The sequence below is a fragment of the Novosphingobium sp. JCM 18896 genome (assembly GCF_025938095.1).
GTDB lineage: Bacteria > Pseudomonadota > Alphaproteobacteria > Sphingomonadales > Sphingomonadaceae > Novosphingobium.
Window position 1 is genome coordinate 229,575 of record NZ_JAPCZF010000004.1, and the last position, 16,076, is coordinate 245,650.

The window sequence follows — 16,076 nt, forward strand, 5'->3', positions numbered from 1 at the left end:
AGGCTCGGCGCGAAGACCTACCCCCGAAAACCTACCAGAGCACGCCGTATTTGTCCGCCTGCAATGGCGGGCGTGGCTCGTCGCCGATCGCCTGGAGCAGATCGATCTCGATCGTGCGGCACATCGCCGACAGCGGCAGGTCGTGGACCTGGTTGTCGAACGGCTCGGCCAGATCGTCGCCGATCGCCAGCACCGCGAGGAACATCAGCCCCGCCACGGTCGATCCCAGCGGCGTCGCGAGCCCCAGGGTCTCGACCAGGCCGAACGGCAGCAGGATGCAGAACAGGTGGGTGAACAGGGTCGGGAAGAAGCGGTAGTGCACCGGCAGCGGCGTGTTCTTGATCCGCTCCATGCCGCCCTGGGCATTGGCGATGTCGACCAGCACCGCCTCGATCTGCGCCTGCTGGATCGAATCGATCCAGCCCTCGGCGCGCGCATCGGCGACCCGCCGGCCGGTGCCGTCGAGCAGGCCGTTGGCGACGTTGGCGCGGGCCAGCGCCAGGTCCTCGACCGGATCGTCGATGAAGCGGACGACCTCCTCGTCCATCGGCTGGCGGCGAAGCTGGCAGCGCAGCGCGTTGACATAGGCGATCTGGCGCCGGACGATCTCGCGCTTGAGCGGCACCGCCGCGGCATCGGGCATGAAATTGCGCACGCTGCGCGCCAGGCTGCGGCTGGCATTGATCATCAGCCCCCACAGCGATCGCCCCTCCCACCATCGCTGGTAGGCCGAATTGCTGCGAAACCCGAGAAACAGCGCCAGCACCGAACCGAACAGGGTCAGCGGCAGTTCGGGCGCGGTGAAGCTCGGGCGGAAATAGGCGATGGTCACGAACACGTCCCAGACGAACAGGATCGTGAGCGGCCGCCAGACCTCGCGGACGATCTGCTTGAGGCTGGGTGTCGCCTTGACGATCATGTCATCGCGCCTCCTTGGCATGATCCGAAGCGTTGGACACCGCGATGGCGCCGGCGCTGATCGGACGCAGGTGGAACCACTCCTCGTGGTCGATGGCAACGAGAAAACAGAGCGTGAGGAAGCCGAAAATCAGCATGGCGATGTTGGAACGCGCCGAGGCCGAAAGAGCTTCATCGGCGTCTTCACGCGGGTTGCGATCGGGCTTGGACATTTGTTGCTCCTGCGAAATTGAGGGGCAAAGCTAGGAATAGAAGGCTGATTTTATTCGTCTTGTTCGTAAGAAAATTTTGCTGCGACGCAACATTGGGGTGAGGCGTGACTGAGCGACGGCCAGTGACGTCGGCGCGCACACGGTCGAATATCCGCCGGGCAAGCGTCGTGCGGAATTGCGCAGGCGCATGCTTCGCTTCGCTCGCAATGATGGGACGAGTGGGATAGTCAGGCGCCGATGGGGCTGTTTTCACCCGAAGAGTGGCAGATCGTCGCGCTGTCGCTGCGCGTCAGCGGCGTCGCGATCCTGCTCGCCTTGCCGCCGGCCTTCGCGCTGGCATGGCTGCTCGCGCGCGGGCGCTTCCCGGGCAAGGTCCTGCTCGACGCGCTGGTCCATCTGCCGTTGGTCCTGCCGCCGGTGGTGACCGGCTGGATGCTGCTGCTGGCCTTCGGCGCGAACGGGCCGGCGGGGCGCTTCTTCGCCGAGACCCTGGGGCTGACCTTCATGTTCCGCTGGACCGGCGCCGCGCTGGCCGCCGCGGTCATGGCGCTGCCCTTGATGGTGCGCGCGATGCGGCTGTCGATCGAGGCGGTCGATCGCCGGCTCGAGGGCGCCGCGCGGACGCTGGGGGCGGGGCCTTGGCGCACCTTCTTCACCGTCACCCTGCCGCTGACCATGCCCGGCGTGCTTGCGGGTCTCGTGCTCGGCTTCGCGCGCTCGATCGGCGAATTCGGCGCGACGATCACCTTCGTCTCGAACATCCCCGGTGAGACGCAGACCCTGCCGCTGGCGATCTATGCGGCGCTGCAGGTGCCCGGCGGCGAGGCTGCGGTGACGCGGCTGGCGGTGATCTCGGTGCTGCTGTCGCTGGCGGCGCTGGTCGCCTCGGAGATTCTGGCACGGCGCAGCGGGCGGGGGCCGGGCCATGTCCTTTGAGATCGACGTCGCGATCGAGCGTGGCGAAGCGCGGATCGTGGCGAATTACACCGTGCCCAAGGGCCTGATCGCGCTGTTCGGCCCCTCGGGCGCGGGCAAGACCTCGATCCTCGACGCCGTTGCGGGGCTGCTGCGCCCGGTGCGCGGGCGTATCGCGGTCGGCGAGACCGTGCTGTTCGACAGCGAGCGCCGGATCGACCTGCCGCCCGAGCGCCGCGCCTGCGGCTACGTCTTCCAGGACGGCCGGCTGTTCCCGCACAAGTCGGTGCGCGACAATCTGCTCTACGGCTGGCGGCTCGCGCCCGCCGACCAGCGCTGGATGGGGCTCGACGAGGCGGTCGACTTCCTCGGCATCGGTCACCTGCTGGGCCGGATGCCGCGCACGCTCTCGGGCGGCGAGGCGCAGCGCGTGGCGATCGGCCGGGCCCTGCTGCGCGGGCCGAAATTCCTGCTGATGGACGAGCCGCTGTCCTCGCTCGACATGCCGCGGCGCGAGGAGATCATGCAGGTGATCCTGCGTGTGCGCGATGAACTGCGCCTGCCGATCCTCTACGTCAGCCACGACCGCGCCGAGGTCGAACGGCTGGCCGACACGGTGATCCCGATCGGGGGATAGGTTCGCCAGGTTCGTCCTTGTCCGACCTCTTTCTCGTCACCCCCGCGAAAGCGGGGGCCCATCTCCAGAGCTGTCGTTTCACGCAACGGCCGTGTGTGCCGCGGCCTTAGGAGATGGATCCCCGCCTTCGCGGGGATGACGGAGTTTGGTCGGAGACACGTCGATTGTCGATATATTGCGCCTACCCGCCTCAAACCGCCTTCATCAGCCCCGGTACCTGCAACAGCAGTTCGCGCGCGAGGAAGCCCAGCGGGCCGATCTCAACCGCGCAGCGGCGGCCGGCCTCGCCGTGGAGCCACGAGGCCCAGAGCGCGGCCTCGAGCGGCGGCGCGCCGCGCGCGGCCAGCCCCGCGGCGATGCCGGCGAGGACGTCGCCCGAGCCGCCCGTCGCGAGGCCGACGCCGCCGCCGGCATAGGCGAACAGCGCGCCATCGCGGTCGGCGACGAAGCTGGTCGAGCCCTTGAGCGTCACCACCGCGCCGAAGGTTCTCGCCGCACGGCGCACAGCGGCGGAGCGATCGGCCTCGATCTCGGCGGCATCGCAGGCGAGCATCGCCGCCATCTCGCCGATGTGCGGGGTCAGGATCGCCGGATTCTTGCGCGCCGCCAGCGCCGGCGCGCGCGACGGCAGCTCCATCAGCGCCGCGGCATCGACCACCAGCGCGAGATCGTCGTCGGCTTCGAGCAGCCGGTCCAGCGCCGCGCCCGCCGCCTTGGCGCCGCTCATCGCCGGGCCGACGACCACGGCATCGCTGCGCGCGATGAAGTCGTCGAGCCCTTCGTGCAGACAGGCGATCTCGCCTTCGTGGTCCTCGTCGATCGGGAAGACCGCGATCTCGGGCATGGCGATCCCGAGCGCCAGCGCCGTGCTGCGCGCGGTCGCGACCTGGACCTTGCCCGCGCCGGCGCGCAACGCCGCCTCGGCGGTCAGCAGCAGGCCGCCGGGCACGCGCGCGCAGCCGCCGATGATGAAGACGCGGCCGCGCGCGTTCTTGTCGGCGTGGTGGTCGGGATCGGGCAGGGGATGGTCGCGCAGCCAGTTGCTGTCGAGCGGCGTCGCGGCGGGCGCGATCGGTTCACCCACGCGCCGCGACCATCTGGTCGGGCTCGGCCGTGACGGGGGTATCGTCCTCTTCGAGCGGAGCCGTGACGTTGTAGCGCGACAGCATCAGCCCGCCGTCGCGCCCAGCCGCGGGATCGAAGCTGTATTCGGTGATCGCGCAGTTGGCGACATCGCCCTGCTTGTCGATCGCGAGGATCTCGGCCTCGGTCAGGTTCTCGATGACGTAGCGCAGGCACAGCACGACGACCTGGTGTGCGACGATCATCACGCGGCGGCCGCCATAGTGAAGCGAGACCGTGTCCATCAGCGCGCGCAGGCGGAAGATCACGTCGGTCCAGGCCTCGCCGCCGGGCGGGCGGTGGTAGAACTTGCCGAGCAGCTTGCGGAACTCGGCCTGGTCGGGCTGGAACTCGTGGATGCCCGCCACGGTCAGCCCGTCGAGCACACCGAATTCCTTCTCGCGCAGCCGCTCGTCGAGGCAGATCTTCTCGTCGGCGGGGCAGCCGCCGGCCGCACGGAAGATCTCCGCGGTCTGGACCGCGCGGACATAGGGACTGGCGAGCAGGATCTCGGGGCGCTGCTCCTCGTGCCACGAGGCGAACCAGCGGCCGAGCGCCTGTGCCTGCTCGCGGCCGAGATCGGACAGCGGCACGTCGACGTCGCGACTGGTCAGGGCGATGCGCGCGAGACCGGCCTCGGTGGCCGCATCGCGCGCGACGTTGCCCGCGCTCTGGCCGTGGCGCACGATCCACAAGGTGGAGGGCCAGCGCGGGGTCATGCCTGTCGGTTTCGAAGTTGGGTCATGCGAGGGAAACGGCCGCCGCAGCGGCCGGTTCCGCCGGTCACGCGGCCGCTATGACCTTGACGATCTGCGGGGCGGGCATGTTCGTCACCTGCTTGTCGAGTTCGCCGAGCAGCGCCGCCTGGGTTTCCTTGTGGTAGTGCTTGCGCATCTCGCCGAGCGTGTTGGGGTCGGCGACGATCAGCAGGCTCTCGATCTCGCGCTGGAGCACCTGGCCGTTGAGTCAGCCGGCCACCCCGGCGGCATGGGCGAACTTGGCCATGGGCTCGGTCGCGGCATTGTCGGCCAGGTCCTGGTGGCGCACGCCCGCGCTGTAGTTGGTTTCCGCGATCTCAGGTTCGCCCTGGAATTCGAGCACGGGCTCGGCGGCGGTGCCGGTGTTGCGCATCAGCAGGAAGCGCTCACCGTCGACGATGGCGACGTGGGTCTCGGCGGGCAGTTTCATGGGCGATCTCCTCTTGTCCAAGGGACACAACGGCGCGGCGAAGGCCGGGTGCCGACGCCGCCCACGAAGCGCGCGCCATTCCGGACGAACCGTCGATCGGCGAATCGTCAGGGCCGGTCTGCGCGGCTCCGGTCGCTGCGCGCGAGCCGCGTGTCGCCGCCGAGCCGGTCGCGCGCGTAGACGTCGTCGCGGAAGGCGATGCGGCCGCCTTCGGGCATGGCGGTCAGGTAGGTGATGTAGACCGGCACCAGTTCGGGCAATGCCAGTCGCTGCTCGGGATCGCCGCGCGGGCGGCGCGGCAGCGGGCGGTTCATCAGCCAGCGGCCGAGCCGCGGCGCATCTTCCAGCCGCACGCAGCCCGAGGAGAATTGCCGCGCGTCCTTGCGCAGCAGGTCCTTGTCGGGGGTGTCGTGCAGGTAGATGCCCTGTTCGTTGGGGAACATGAACTTCACCGTCCCCATGAAATTGCTGCCACCGGGAAGCTGGCGCACGCGCGGCGGCGCGCCGTCGCCGGCCTCGACCGCGCGCCAGTCGATCCGCGTCGGGTCGATCGGCCGGGCCTGATCGGTCCAGTCGGACATGACCTGATAGCCACCGCTGCTCAGATAGCCGGGGCCCTTGGTGTTGACGTTCCAGGCGACGCGGCTGCGAACCAGGTCGGGCGGCACGTTCCAATAGGGATTGATCACGGCATAGCGGATGTAGCCGGCCATCGTCGGCGTCTGCATCGCTTCCTCGGGCTTGCCGACGACGACCCGCATGGTCGCCGCGGGGCGACCGTCCTGATACATCCACAGGCGCGCGCTGGCCGTATCAACCAGCACGTAGCGGCGCGCCGGATTGGCGGGGATCGCACGCAGCCGATCGAGGTTCAGCGCGATCTGGCTGCGTTGCTGTTCGCTCAGGTTGTCATCGTCGAGCGCCTTGCGCAGCGGCGCATAGAGCGGGTGCATCCAGGCCATCGTGCGGACGTGGGTCTCGAGCGAGCCCGCGCGGGCCGCGGTCTGCAGCGCGCTGGTGGCCGTGGGCAGGGCAGGGCGCAGCGCCTCGCTTTCGTAGATCATCGCCGCGCGCTTGCCCGAGCGCAGCGCCTTCACATAGGCGACATAGCTATTGGATGCGGCGATCTCGGCCTTGGCGACATCCTCCGCCGAACCGCCACGCGCGGCATCGAGTGCGCGTTCGAGCGCCGAGGCCTTGACCTTGCCCGGGCGGATGCGGTCGCGCTCGGCGCTTTGCAACTGGTCGAGAAGCAGCCGTGCCGCCGGAGCCGCGCCGTCCGCCGCGACCCAAAGCGGCCGATTGCCGCGCGCCGCATAGAAGCCGCGCAAGTCCGAACCCGCGCGCTCGGCGATCTCGGCGCGCAGCGCGGCCGATGCGCTCGGTGCGGTGGGGGCGGGCTTGGCCAGGAGCGGGGCGGCGCCGGTCGGAACCAGCGCCGCCGCGCCCAGCACGAGCAGAATCCCGCGCGTCACGCTCAGCCGCGTTCGCCGCGACGGTAGGGGCGCTCGATCGTGCGGGCGGCGCCCGGCTCGCCCTCGTAGTAGCGGCCTTCGCGGATATAGCCGTCGGCGCAGCCGTCGTTGTTGGCATCGGCCCAGACCGCGCCGGCAAGGCCGCCCACGGCCGCGCCGACCAGCGCGCCGCCGAGAACGCTGATGCCGCCGGTCACCGCGCCGAGCGCCGCGCCGCCGGCACCGCCCACGGCCGCGCCGGTCAGCGCCGTCCCGCCGACCGAGCGGCAGTCGCGCGGAGCGGCCGCGGCGGCGGTGTAGTCGGGCGCGGTGGGGACAGGTTCGGCGCTCGCGAGCGCGCTGTCATTGGTCGAGGCACAGGCGGCCAGCGGCAGGGAGGCTGCGGCCAGAAGCATCAAAACGGAAGGTTTCACGGTCCATCTCCTTCAGGCTTCGCGCGGCCAGCCTTTCGCCGTTCCGCCGAAACGTTTCCCCCGCGAGGCAAACGCCGGAACTTCGGCGCTGTTCCGAAGGGTGCCACGGCTCGGCGCGCGTGAAATTCGGTTAACCGTGTGGGGAAACTCACAGACCCGCCGCCTGGGCGCGGCCTAGACGGGCTGCGGCTCAACGATTGCGACCCGTTGATAGAGCCGCAACCTCGAGCCCCCGCTTCGGCGGGGGCATCTTTTTGCAAAAAGGATGGGCTTTTCGCGAAAGGGCTGGGAACCGGGCGAAAAGCGGCTAAGGGCGCGGCAGCAAGGGGACCGCGCATGGATTTCGACGATCAGCTCCGCCGCTATTTCGCCACGACCGACCTGACCACCGTCCCGCCCGAGGCGCTGGCGACCGGGGTCGAGAAGATGCGCGTCGACTTCGGCATGGAAAAGGACCGCGCGCGGCGCTTCGCGCTGTGGACCCTGCTGCACATGTTCGGCGCCGCGCCCGATCTCGACGTCGCCTTCGAGGAGGCCGCCGACCGCGACGCGGCGCGCGATTTCATGGAGATGATGGAGCGCGCGGCGGGGGAATAACCTTTCCTCACATCGCCTGACAAAACCACGGTCATCCCCGCGAAGGCGGGGATCCATCACCTGGGCCTTCGTATTGCACCGCCGTGCCTTCCGAGAGCATCGGAGTTGGATCCCCGCCTTCGCGGGGATGACGGATAGAGGCTAGGACAACGTAGGGGCGGCTATGCCCATCACCTCGATCGCATCCTCGCGGTCGTTGAACTCGACGAACTCCCCCGCCTCCGCACCGATCATCGCGCGGGCGAGCGGGGCGGTCCAGCTGACCAGACCCGCCGCCGGATCGGCCTCGTCGTCGCCGACGATCGAAAGTTCGCGCGTCTTGCCGGCGAGCTTGAAGGTCACCGTCGTGCCGATCTCGACCGTATCGCCATCGGGCGTGGGCGCGAGCTCGGCGGTGATCTGGCGGGTCTGCCAATAGCGCAGGTCGCGCTTGGCCGCTTTGATCTCGCTCTCCTCGGCACTCTCGGCCTCAAGCTGCGCGATCCGGGCTTCGAGTTCCACCACCCTCTCGCCGATCAGCCGCAGCCCGCGCGGCGTGACCAGGTTGGGGCCGGGCGGGATCGGGATCTCGAACTTGGGTTCCAGATGTTCTTCGTCGCCTTCGCGGCGAAACGCTACGCTCATCGCATGTCTCCTATGCGTTGAACGCTTCGATCGCCTCGTTGGCTTCCAGCCACTTGGCCTCGGCCTCGCCGATCGAGTCCTCGACCTGGGCGCGACGCTTCATCAGGTCGGTCATGGTCAGCTTGGCCAAGGTCTTGTCGGCCGAAGCCGGATCGAACATCGCCTGGTCGATCAGCTTGCGCTGCGCCGCCAGCTTTTCGAGCTCGGTCTCGAGCGCCTTGGCCTGCTTGCGCAGCGCCTGGCTCTTCTCGCGCGCTTCGGCATTGGCCTTGCGCTGGTCCTTCTTGTTGACCCCGCGCGACGCTTCGCCGCCGCCGTCCTTCTTGAGCGAGGCCGGCTCCTTGGCGAGTACGAAGGCGATGTAGTCGTCGATCGAGCCGTCGAACTCCTTGGCAACGCCGCTGTCGACCAGCACCAGCCGGTCGGCGGTCATCTCGAGCATGTGGCGATCGTGGCTGACGATCACGACGGCGCCCGAATAGTCGTTGAGCGCCTGGATCAGCGCCTCGCGCGCGTCGACGTCGAGGTGGTTGGTCGGTTCGTCGAGGATCAGCATGTGCGGCGCGTCGCGCGTGATCAGCGCCAGCGCCAGCCGCGCGCGCTCGCCGCCCGACAGCTTGCCGACCTCGGTCGTGGCCTTGTTGCCCGAGAAGCCGAAGCGACCGAGCTGGCCTCGCACCGCCGATTGCGTCGCGCCCTTCATCAGCTGGGTCATGTGCTGCAGCGGCGTCTCGCTGCGATCGAGTTCCTCGACCTGGTACTGGGTGAAGTAGCCGACGCGCATCTTGCCGCTGGCGTTCATCGCCCCGTCCATCGGCTTGAGCTGCGCGGCCAGCAGCCGGGCCAGCGTGGTCTTGCCGTTGCCGTTGCGGCCGAGCAGGGCGATGCGATCGTCGGGATCGAGCCGCAGGTTGAGCTTGGTCAGCACCGGCGTCTCGCTGTAGCCCACGCTTGCCATGTCGAGCGTGATCAGCGGCGGGCGCAGTTCGTCGGGATCGGGGAACTCGAAGGACAGCGAGGGATCGTCGATCAGTTCGGCGATCGGCTGGAGCTTGGCCAGCGCCTTCTGGCGTGACTGCGCCTGCTTGGCGGTCGAGGCGCGGGCCGAATTCTTGGCGATATAGGCCTGCAGGTGCTCGCGCTGCGCCTGCTGCTTGGCCTTGGCCGATGCGAGCTGCGCCTGGCGTTCCGCGCGCTGGCGCTCGAAGGCGTCGTAGCCGCCTGGATAGAGCGTCAGCTTGCCGCCCGACAGGTGGAGGATGTTGTCGACCACGTTGTTGAGGAAGTCGCGCTCGTGGCTAACCAGCACGATCGTCGCGGGATAGGACTTGAGGAAGTCCTCGAGCCACAGCACGGCTTCGAGATCGAGGTGGTTCGACGGTTCGTCGAGCAGCAGCAGGTCGGGCTGCGAGAACAGCAGCGCGGCCAGGGCCACGCGCATGCGCCAGCCGCCCGAAAAGCTTTCGAGCGGGCGGTGCTGCGCCTCTTCGTCGAAGCCGAGGCCGACGAGGATGCGCGCCGCGCGCGACGGTGCCGAATGCGCGTCGATCGCTATCAGCCGCTCGTGGATCTCGCCGAGGTGGTGCGGATCCTCGCAGGTCTCGCTCTCGATCATCAGCGCCGCGCGCTCGGTATCGGCGGCGAGCACGGTCTCGAACGGGGTGGCATCGCCGCCCGGGGCTTCCTGCGCGATGTAGCCGAGCCGGCTGCCTCGGGGCATCGAGACCACGCCGCTGTCGGGCTCGAGCATGCCGGCGATCACGCGCACCAAGGTGGACTTGCCCGCGCCGTTGCGGCCGATCAGGCCGACGCGACCCCGCGGCGGCAGCTTGGCGGTGGCGTCGTCGATGATCGTGCGTCCGCCGAGGCGAACCGTGATGCCGGAAAGGTTAAGCATGGCGCGCGCCTAGCAGGCGGCGCGCGCGACCGGAAGCGGGGAAGATACTAGCGGAAGAACACCAGCCACAGGATCAGGATGACGGGGATCGGAACGCCGACCAGCCAGAGAAGCAGAGCCTTGCCCATGATGTAACTCCTTGATTTCGGTTTGGCAGGGAAACCACCGGCCTCGCCGAAGGTTGCTGAGGTCTCGTGCCGAACATGCAGGATTTGCCGCGATGGACCGTCTCTTCACCCGCTTCTCGACCCTGATCTCGGCGGCGGCCGGCCAGCCGCTGGCCTTCGTCCTGGCCTTTTCGATCGTCGTCGTCTGGGGGGCGAGCGGGCCGCTGTTCGCCTATTCCGACACCTGGCAGCTCGTGGTGAACACGGGCACGACGATCGTCACCTTCCTGATGGTCTTCCTGATCCAGAACAGCCAGAACCGCGATGCCGCGGCGATGCAGGCCAAGCTCGACGAGCTGATCCGCGCGGTCGAGAACGCGCGCGACCAGTTCATCGCCATCGAGCACCTGACCGACAAGGAGGTCGAGGATATCCGCAAGGCGCTGGAGCAGGAGGTCACCTGCGAGGACAGCGAGCGCAAGGCTGCGACCCATTCGCTGGAACACCTGCTCAAGCGCCACTGACGCGCTAGTGTCACGCCGATGCGGCAGGTCGGGCGCGAAAGGAACGCGCGATGAACCCGCCCAGCAGCCCCGCCGACCTCGAACGCATCAAGGAAGAGATCAGCGACGATTTCGACGAGGAGCTCGAGCTCGAACTCGAAGACGCGCGCCTCGAGGACGTCGCCGGGATCGACGATTTCGAGGAAGGGCTGGAACTGCCGCGCGGCCGCCGGCTCGATCGCCGCGCCTATTTCCGCGAGCTGTTCCGCCTGCAGCACGAACTCGTCCGCCTGCAGGACTGGGTCGTCCACCAGGGCCTGCGTGTCGTGGTGATCTTCGAAGGCCGCGATTCGGCGGGGAAGGGCGGGGCGATCAAGCGCATCACCCAGCGGCTCAACCCGCGCGTCTGCCGTGTCGCGGCGCTGCCGGCGCCAAACGAGCGCGAGCGTACGCAGTGGTATTTCCAGCGCTACGTCCAGCACCTGCCCGCCGCGGGCGAAATCGTGCTGTTCGACCGCTCGTGGTACAACCGCGCCGGCGTCGAGCGCGTGATGGGCTTCTGCAGCGAGGACGAGGTCGAGGAGTTCTTCCGCTCGGTCCCCGAATTCGAGCGCATGCTCGTGCGCTCGGGCATCGTCCTGATCAAATACTGGTTCTCGATCACCGACGAGGAACAGCAGTTCCGCTTCGCGTTGCGCATCCATGATCCGCTCAAGCAGTGGAAGCTCTCGCCGATGGACGTCGAATCGCGCCGCATGTGGGAGGACTACACGCGCGCCAAGGAAGCCATGCTCGAACGCACGCACATCCCCGAGGCGCCGTGGTGGGTGGTCGCCGCCGACGACAAGAAGCGCGCGCGGCTCAACTGCATCGCGCATCTGCTGTCGCAGTTCGACTTCAACGACGTGCCCAAGGCACCGGTGATGCTGCCCGATCGGGTGCGGCACGACGACTACATCCGCCATCCCGTGCCGGACGAGATGTACGTGCCGGCGAAGTTCTGATGGGTCGCTAACGGAGCCAATTCTCTGGCGCCATTTCCTGCTGCGAGGCGTTGGTTTCCTGAACCCGGGAGATTTGCACGCCATGCCGGCCATCAGGACGCTGCTCGTCGAAGACGAAAAGGACATCCAGTTCATCGTCAAACTCGCGCTCGAACGCAGCGGTCGGTTTGAGGTCACGACCTTCGACAATGGCGACGAGGCGCTGGCGCATCTGTCGACCACGCCCGACCGCTACGATCTCGCCCTGACCAATTTTCGCCTGCCCGGAATGCACGGATTGGAATTCATCCATAGGATGCAGAGCATCCCGCCCTTTGCCGATCTGCCGGCGATCGGCATCTCCGCCGCGCTGCTCGATCGCGAGCTGACGGCCTATACCGACGCAGGTGTTCTCGGGGTGATTTCCAAGCCTTTCGACATTCACGGACTGCCCCAGCAGGTGCTCGACCTTTATACTAAGCAAGGCGGCTAACGGCTGTCGTCGGCAACTTTTTCGATGTATCCTGCGTTTCTTCGAACAGACCGCGATCTTGATCGAGCGAGGGTGCCATGCAGGATCGGACTGCCAATGCTGCCCAGCCCGCCAGGATACTCGTCCTGGAGGATGACGTTCTCAACGCGATGCTGATGGAGGAGGCGCTCCAGGCGGCTGGTCACGAGGTCGTCGGCCCGGCGCTGACGATACCGCGCGCGATGAAGCTGCTCGACGACGGCGCGGTCGATGCCGCGGTGATCGACCTGCAGATCGAGGACGACGTCTCGTTCGACGTCGGTCGCCGGCTCGACGAGTTGCAGATCCCTTGGGCGATCACCACGGGCCACGCCCCCAACGCGATCGCGCCGCGGTTCTCGCATGTGCGGGTCCTGCCCAAGCCCTTCACCGTGGCCTCGCTGCTCAAATTCGTCGATGCCACCTTGCAGAGCCGGCCGGGCTGACACCGGGCATCGAAGATCGTACCGGTTTGATCGTGACCTGCGATAAAATCCCTTGTCACCGGGGCGATAGGCGTGCTTGGACGCCGCACCGGAGTCGTCGGGGGAAGCCATGGCCGATCTGTATCTATCGCTGGGCGCTGCCGTGGACGGCGTGAGCTTCGTCAACGTCCAAGCGCCCGACACGCCGATCAATCCGATGCCGATGTTCGTCCCGGCCGCTTCTGCGCCGGTCTCCGTCGGTGATGAAGACGCGGTCGAGCTCGCGGTGCTGCAGGGTCAGATCGTCACTTTGGTCGGCTTCGATTCCGTCGGCGGCATCTTCACCATCTGAACCGGCTTCGGCGTCGCCCGTCAGCGCCTGATGAAGCCCATCCAGCGTAGCAGCGCATAGGTTCCAGCCGCGGCGGCAAGCGCCAGCAACACGGCGATCAGCGTTCCGCCTGGGCCTTGCAGGCCCATGCCGCCGGTGTTCATGCCGAACACGCCGGTGACCAAGGTCGTCGGCAGCATCAGCGCGGTCATGATCGACAGCAGGTAGAGGTTCTGGTTGGTCCGCTGTTCCTGCTGGATGTCGATCTCGTCGCGCAGCACGCGAAGCTGGCCCTGGATCGACATGATGTCGCCGTCGAGGCCGAGGAGGCGTTGCGACAGGTTCTCCATCACCGGCTGGAGCGTGGGCGGCACGTCGCTGTCGCGCTCGAGCCGCTGGAACACGCTGCGCATGCCGTCGAGCAGGCGATGGATCTGCGCGAGGCGGCGGCGCAAGGTGATCAGTTCGCGGCTGGTCGGCGTATGGTGACCGTCGAGGAAGGCGTCTTCCGCGGCCTGGACCTCGCGTTCGAGCGAGCGGGCGATGTCGCCGATGTTCTGGGCGATGGCGCCGACCATCAGGTCGAGCGCGGCGGCCGGGCTTTCGGGATGGGCGCCGGCCTCGATGCGGCGACGGGCGATGTCGGCCGAGCGCACGGGGTGGAGCCGGGTGGTGATGACCAGGTCCGCGCACAGCGCGATGCGCACGGCGCCGATGCGGTCGGTCTGGGTGCGTTCGAAATCGCGCTCGAAGTCGTGGATGACGCAGCCGACGCAGTCGTTCTGCGCGACCGAGCGCTGGTGCTGGTCCGAGGACAGCAACAGCTCGCGCACTTCGGGCGGAATTGCCGCCGACTGTTCGAGCCAGCGGCGCGTGCGCAGGTCGGCGAGGCTCAGGTGCAGCCAGCGGAAGCCAGTGCCTGAGCCGCCGGCATCGCCGTCGTCGCACCCAGCCAGTTCGCGCGCACCCTCGGCCGTGAAGGCCATGCCCCAGATGAGGGCGGGGCCGAGGGGGTTTTCCGCCAAGCCGGTTACATCAGCGCCGAAAACAGCGCGTAGAGCCCGCCCGAGAGCAGGATCGAGATCGGCAGGGTCAGCACCCAAGCCATCAGCAGGTTGCGCACCGTGCTCATCTGCAGACCCGAATTGTTCGCGGCCATCGTGCCGGCGACGCCCGAGGACAGGACGTGGGTGGTCGAGACCGGCAGGCCGAGGTGGTCGGCGCCGAAGATCGTGCCCATCGCGACGAGTTCGGCCGAGGCGCCCTGGGCATAGGTTAGGTGCGACTTGCCGATCTTCTCGCCGACGGTGACGACGATGCGCTTCCAGCCGACCATCGTGCCGAGGCCGAGCGCGAAGGCCACGGCGATCTTGACCCACAGCGGGATGAAGCGCGTCGCCTGGTCGAGGTCCTTCTTGTAGCTTTCGAGCACTTCGGCCTGCGGTTCGGCGATCGCGGCGGCCTTGTCCTTGCCCAGCCGCTTGATCGCCTCGGAGGCGAGGTACATGTCGTTGCGCATGTTGTTGACCGCGGCGCCGGGCACCTTGGCCAGCGAGCCGTAGGCCTGGACCTGGCCGTCGATGTCGCGGATCAGCGTGGCCAGCGCGGGCTTGGTCTCGGGGCGATAGGTCTTCTCGGCGATGTAGCGCGTCACCGCCGCGCGCGCGGCGACCGGGTCGGTGCCGGGCGTCGAGGCAGGAGCGGGGGCGGGATCGAGCAGCGCGCTGGCCGCGGCCGAGTTGATGTGGAACTCGCTGACGTACTGCGCCGGCACCGCGCGGTTGAGCGCATAGGCGGTGGGGACCACGCCGATCAGGATCAGCATGATCAGACCCATGCCCTTCTGGCCATCGTTCGATCCGTGCGCGAAGCTGACGCCGGTGCAGGTGAAGATCAGCAGCCCGCGGATCCACCACGGCGGCGGCAGGCCGTCCTTGGGCGCCTCGTAGAGCGCCTTGTTGCGGATCAGCACCTTCATTGTCAGCAGCAGCAGCGCGGCGACGCCGAAGCCGATCAGCGGCGAGACCAGCAGCGCCTGGCCGATCTCGGTGGCCTTGGTCCAGTCGACCCCGGCCGTGCCCGAGCGTCCGTGAAGCATGGCATTGGCCACGCCGACGCCGATGATCGAGCCGATCAGCGTGTGCGAGGAGGAGGCGGGAATGCCGAAGAACCAGGTCGCGAGGTTCCACATGATCGCCGCGATCAGCAGCGCGAAGACCATGGCGAAGCCCGAGTTCGAGCCGACCTGGAGGATCAGCTCGACCGGTAGCAGCGAGATGATGCCGAAGGCGACCGCGCCGGTCGACAGCAGCACGCCGAGGAAGTTGAAGAAGCCCGACCAGACCACGGCGACGTGCGCGGGCAGGGCATTGGTGTAGATCACCGTCGCCACGGCGTTGGCCGTGTCGTGGAAGCCGTTCACGAATTCGAAGCCGAGCGCGATCAGCAGCGCGACGAACAGCAGGATGAAGGGCAGGATCACCGTCGTGTCGACGCCGGCGGCGCTGGCATCGCCATAGACGCTCCAGACGACATAGAGCAGGGCGGCGAGGATCGCCGCGCCGAAGCCGACGAAACCGGCGCGGCCGAGGCCGCGGTCGAGGTCCGGACGGCCGGTATCGGCCCCGTCTGTGGCGATGCCTGCGGAAATGGTTGCCATGGTCGATTCGTCCCTTCGACCAAGGGCCTAGAAACGGACTGTTACACTCGCATGTCCATGGCTGGATCCGTAGTCCTTGCGGGCTTGGCTTCAGGATGCGTTTACCATCTTGCGGCTATGAAAAGCGTCATGTCGCACCCGATCACCCCACGCCGTGACGAACGTCGTCCCGTGAGGATGGCGGCCACCTGCCGCACGCAGAGCGGGATGCGCGACAACGGCTATATTTCCGATATATCGCAAAATGGTTGCCGCCTGACCACGAGCACGCTCGCGGTGCGCGTTGGTACGCGCATCGTCATCCGGCCGCAGGGGCTCGAGGGCGTCAGCGGCACGGTCCGCTGGATCGAGGGTGCCCATGCCGGCATCCAGTTCGATGCGCCGCTCTATGGCCCCGTGGTCGATCATCTCAGCCAGCTCCACGCCGCCAATCAGCCCGTCGGCATCTCGTCCTACTGATCCGATCGGCCGCACGGCGCGCCCACCAAAGAATTGGCACAACAAGCTGCTGGTCAAGCCCGCGGCCAACTGCAACACTCCCGGCAAATGCGGCGCCGAA

The 16,076-nt window shown here is 67.9% G+C and carries 21 protein-coding genes; 9 read left to right on the plus strand and 12 right to left on the minus strand.

Annotated features, from left to right (window positions below; all coding sequences use genetic code 11):
- Positions 1 to 31 precede the first annotated feature (31 nt).
- Entirely contained in the window at positions 32 to 919 is an 888-nt protein-coding gene (locus tag OLX23_RS15690) for a bestrophin family protein (protein ID WP_264445955.1), read from the minus strand.
- 1 nt (position 920) lies between these two features.
- Complete coding sequence (locus OLX23_RS15695) at positions 921 to 1,130, minus strand: hypothetical protein (protein WP_264445956.1); 210 nt, start codon at positions 1,128 to 1,130, stop codon at positions 921 to 923.
- A gap of 237 nt (positions 1,131 to 1,367) precedes the next feature.
- On the opposite strand from OLX23_RS15695, the gene modB reads away from it, so the two are divergent.
- A complete protein-coding gene (gene modB / locus OLX23_RS15700; RefSeq protein ID WP_264445957.1) occupies positions 1,368 to 2,066 on the plus strand; it encodes a molybdate ABC transporter permease subunit in 699 nt (232 codons plus the stop codon).
- On the plus strand, positions 2,056 to 2,682 hold the full coding sequence (locus OLX23_RS15705; protein WP_264445958.1) for a molybdenum ABC transporter ATP-binding protein: 627 nt from the start codon (positions 2,056 to 2,058) through the stop codon (positions 2,680 to 2,682). Before modB ends, OLX23_RS15705 begins: the two co-directional genes overlap by 11 nt.
- A gap of 190 nt (positions 2,683 to 2,872) precedes the next feature.
- Here the strand turns inward: OLX23_RS15705 and OLX23_RS15710 are convergent, their stop codons facing one another.
- The 6 genes from OLX23_RS15710 to OLX23_RS15735 all read right to left on the minus strand — a co-directional run bounded on the left by OLX23_RS15710 (position 2,873) and on the right by OLX23_RS15735 (position 6,880).
- Positions 2,873 to 3,766, minus strand: coding sequence for an NAD(P)H-hydrate dehydratase (locus OLX23_RS15710; RefSeq protein ID WP_264445959.1), 894 nt, complete (start codon positions 3,764 to 3,766; stop codon positions 2,873 to 2,875).
- Positions 3,759 to 4,523: a histidine phosphatase family protein gene (locus tag OLX23_RS15715; RefSeq protein ID WP_264445960.1), complete on the minus strand. Its 765-nt coding sequence runs from the start codon at positions 4,521 to 4,523 to the stop codon at positions 3,759 to 3,761. The genes OLX23_RS15710 and OLX23_RS15715 overlap by 8 nt, the downstream gene beginning before the upstream one ends.
- Positions 4,524 to 4,587: 64 nt before the next feature.
- Complete coding sequence (locus tag OLX23_RS15720) at positions 4,588 to 4,758, minus strand: host attachment family protein (protein WP_264445961.1); 171 nt, start codon at positions 4,756 to 4,758, stop codon at positions 4,588 to 4,590.
- A gap of 12 nt (positions 4,759 to 4,770) precedes the next feature.
- A complete protein-coding gene (locus OLX23_RS15725; RefSeq protein WP_264445962.1) occupies positions 4,771 to 4,992 on the minus strand; it encodes a hypothetical protein in 222 nt (73 codons plus the stop codon).
- A 107-nt stretch (positions 4,993 to 5,099) separates the two neighbouring features.
- On the minus strand, positions 5,100 to 6,467 hold the full coding sequence (locus OLX23_RS15730) for a L,D-transpeptidase family protein (protein ID WP_264445963.1): 1,368 nt from the start codon (positions 6,465 to 6,467) through the stop codon (positions 5,100 to 5,102).
- Between the two features lie 2 nt (positions 6,468 to 6,469).
- Complete coding sequence (locus tag OLX23_RS15735; protein WP_264445964.1) at positions 6,470 to 6,880, minus strand: hypothetical protein; 411 nt, start codon at positions 6,878 to 6,880, stop codon at positions 6,470 to 6,472.
- Between the two features lie 336 nt (positions 6,881 to 7,216).
- Between OLX23_RS15735 and OLX23_RS15740 the strand changes: the two genes are divergently transcribed.
- Positions 7,217 to 7,477: a hypothetical protein gene (locus tag OLX23_RS15740; protein ID WP_264445965.1), complete on the plus strand. Its 261-nt coding sequence runs from the start codon at positions 7,217 to 7,219 to the stop codon at positions 7,475 to 7,477.
- A 141-nt stretch (positions 7,478 to 7,618) separates the two neighbouring features.
- Here OLX23_RS15740 and OLX23_RS15745 read toward each other — a convergent pair whose 3' ends face one another.
- Together OLX23_RS15745 and OLX23_RS15750 are read right to left on the minus strand one after the other, a co-directional pair.
- Positions 7,619 to 8,101 (minus strand): GreA/GreB family elongation factor, encoded by a 483-nt coding sequence (locus OLX23_RS15745; RefSeq protein ID WP_264445966.1) that lies wholly within the window; start codon positions 8,099 to 8,101, stop codon positions 7,619 to 7,621.
- A 10-nt stretch (positions 8,102 to 8,111) separates the two neighbouring features.
- The gene (locus OLX23_RS15750; RefSeq protein ID WP_264445967.1) at positions 8,112 to 9,998 is read right to left on the minus strand and encodes an ABC-F family ATP-binding cassette domain-containing protein; all 1,887 of its coding nucleotides are present in this window, start codon (positions 9,996 to 9,998) and stop codon (positions 8,112 to 8,114) included.
- Between the two features lie 220 nt (positions 9,999 to 10,218).
- On the opposite strand from OLX23_RS15750, the gene OLX23_RS15755 reads away from it, so the two are divergent.
- The 5 genes from OLX23_RS15755 (at position 10,219) to OLX23_RS15775 (ending at position 12,879) form a co-directional block, all read left to right on the plus strand.
- Positions 10,219 to 10,629, plus strand: coding sequence for a low affinity iron permease family protein (locus OLX23_RS15755; protein ID WP_264445968.1), 411 nt, complete (start codon positions 10,219 to 10,221; stop codon positions 10,627 to 10,629).
- 50 nt (positions 10,630 to 10,679) lie between these two features.
- On the plus strand, positions 10,680 to 11,612 hold the full coding sequence (gene ppk2, locus OLX23_RS15760; protein WP_264445969.1) for a polyphosphate kinase 2: 933 nt from the start codon (positions 10,680 to 10,682) through the stop codon (positions 11,610 to 11,612).
- An 82-nt stretch (positions 11,613 to 11,694) separates the two neighbouring features.
- Positions 11,695 to 12,084 carry a response regulator gene (locus tag OLX23_RS15765; protein ID WP_264445970.1) on the plus strand — a complete coding sequence of 130 codons (390 nt, stop codon included), beginning with the start codon at positions 11,695 to 11,697 and terminating at the stop codon, positions 12,082 to 12,084.
- 77 nt (positions 12,085 to 12,161) lie between these two features.
- Positions 12,162 to 12,548: a response regulator gene (locus tag OLX23_RS15770; protein ID WP_264445971.1), complete on the plus strand. Its 387-nt coding sequence runs from the start codon at positions 12,162 to 12,164 to the stop codon at positions 12,546 to 12,548.
- A gap of 76 nt (positions 12,549 to 12,624) precedes the next feature.
- Positions 12,625 to 12,879 carry a hypothetical protein gene (locus tag OLX23_RS15775; RefSeq protein WP_264445972.1) on the plus strand — a complete coding sequence of 85 codons (255 nt, stop codon included), beginning with the start codon at positions 12,625 to 12,627 and terminating at the stop codon, positions 12,877 to 12,879.
- Positions 12,880 to 12,899: 20 nt separating this feature from the next.
- On the opposite strand, the gene OLX23_RS15780 is transcribed toward OLX23_RS15775, so the two are convergent.
- Both OLX23_RS15780 and OLX23_RS15785 read right to left on the minus strand, forming a co-directional pair.
- Positions 12,900 to 13,883: a CorA family divalent cation transporter gene (locus OLX23_RS15780; RefSeq protein WP_264445973.1), complete on the minus strand. Its 984-nt coding sequence runs from the start codon at positions 13,881 to 13,883 to the stop codon at positions 12,900 to 12,902.
- Positions 13,884 to 13,888: 5 nt separating this feature from the next.
- Positions 13,889 to 15,517 carry an inorganic phosphate transporter gene (locus OLX23_RS15785; protein WP_264445974.1) on the minus strand — a complete coding sequence of 543 codons (1,629 nt, stop codon included), beginning with the start codon at positions 15,515 to 15,517 and terminating at the stop codon, positions 13,889 to 13,891.
- Between the two features lie 129 nt (positions 15,518 to 15,646).
- On the opposite strand from OLX23_RS15785, the gene OLX23_RS15790 reads away from it, so the two are divergent.
- A complete protein-coding gene (locus OLX23_RS15790; protein WP_264445975.1) occupies positions 15,647 to 15,976 on the plus strand; it encodes a PilZ domain-containing protein in 330 nt (109 codons plus the stop codon).
- Positions 15,977 to 16,076: the final 100 nt, after the last annotated feature.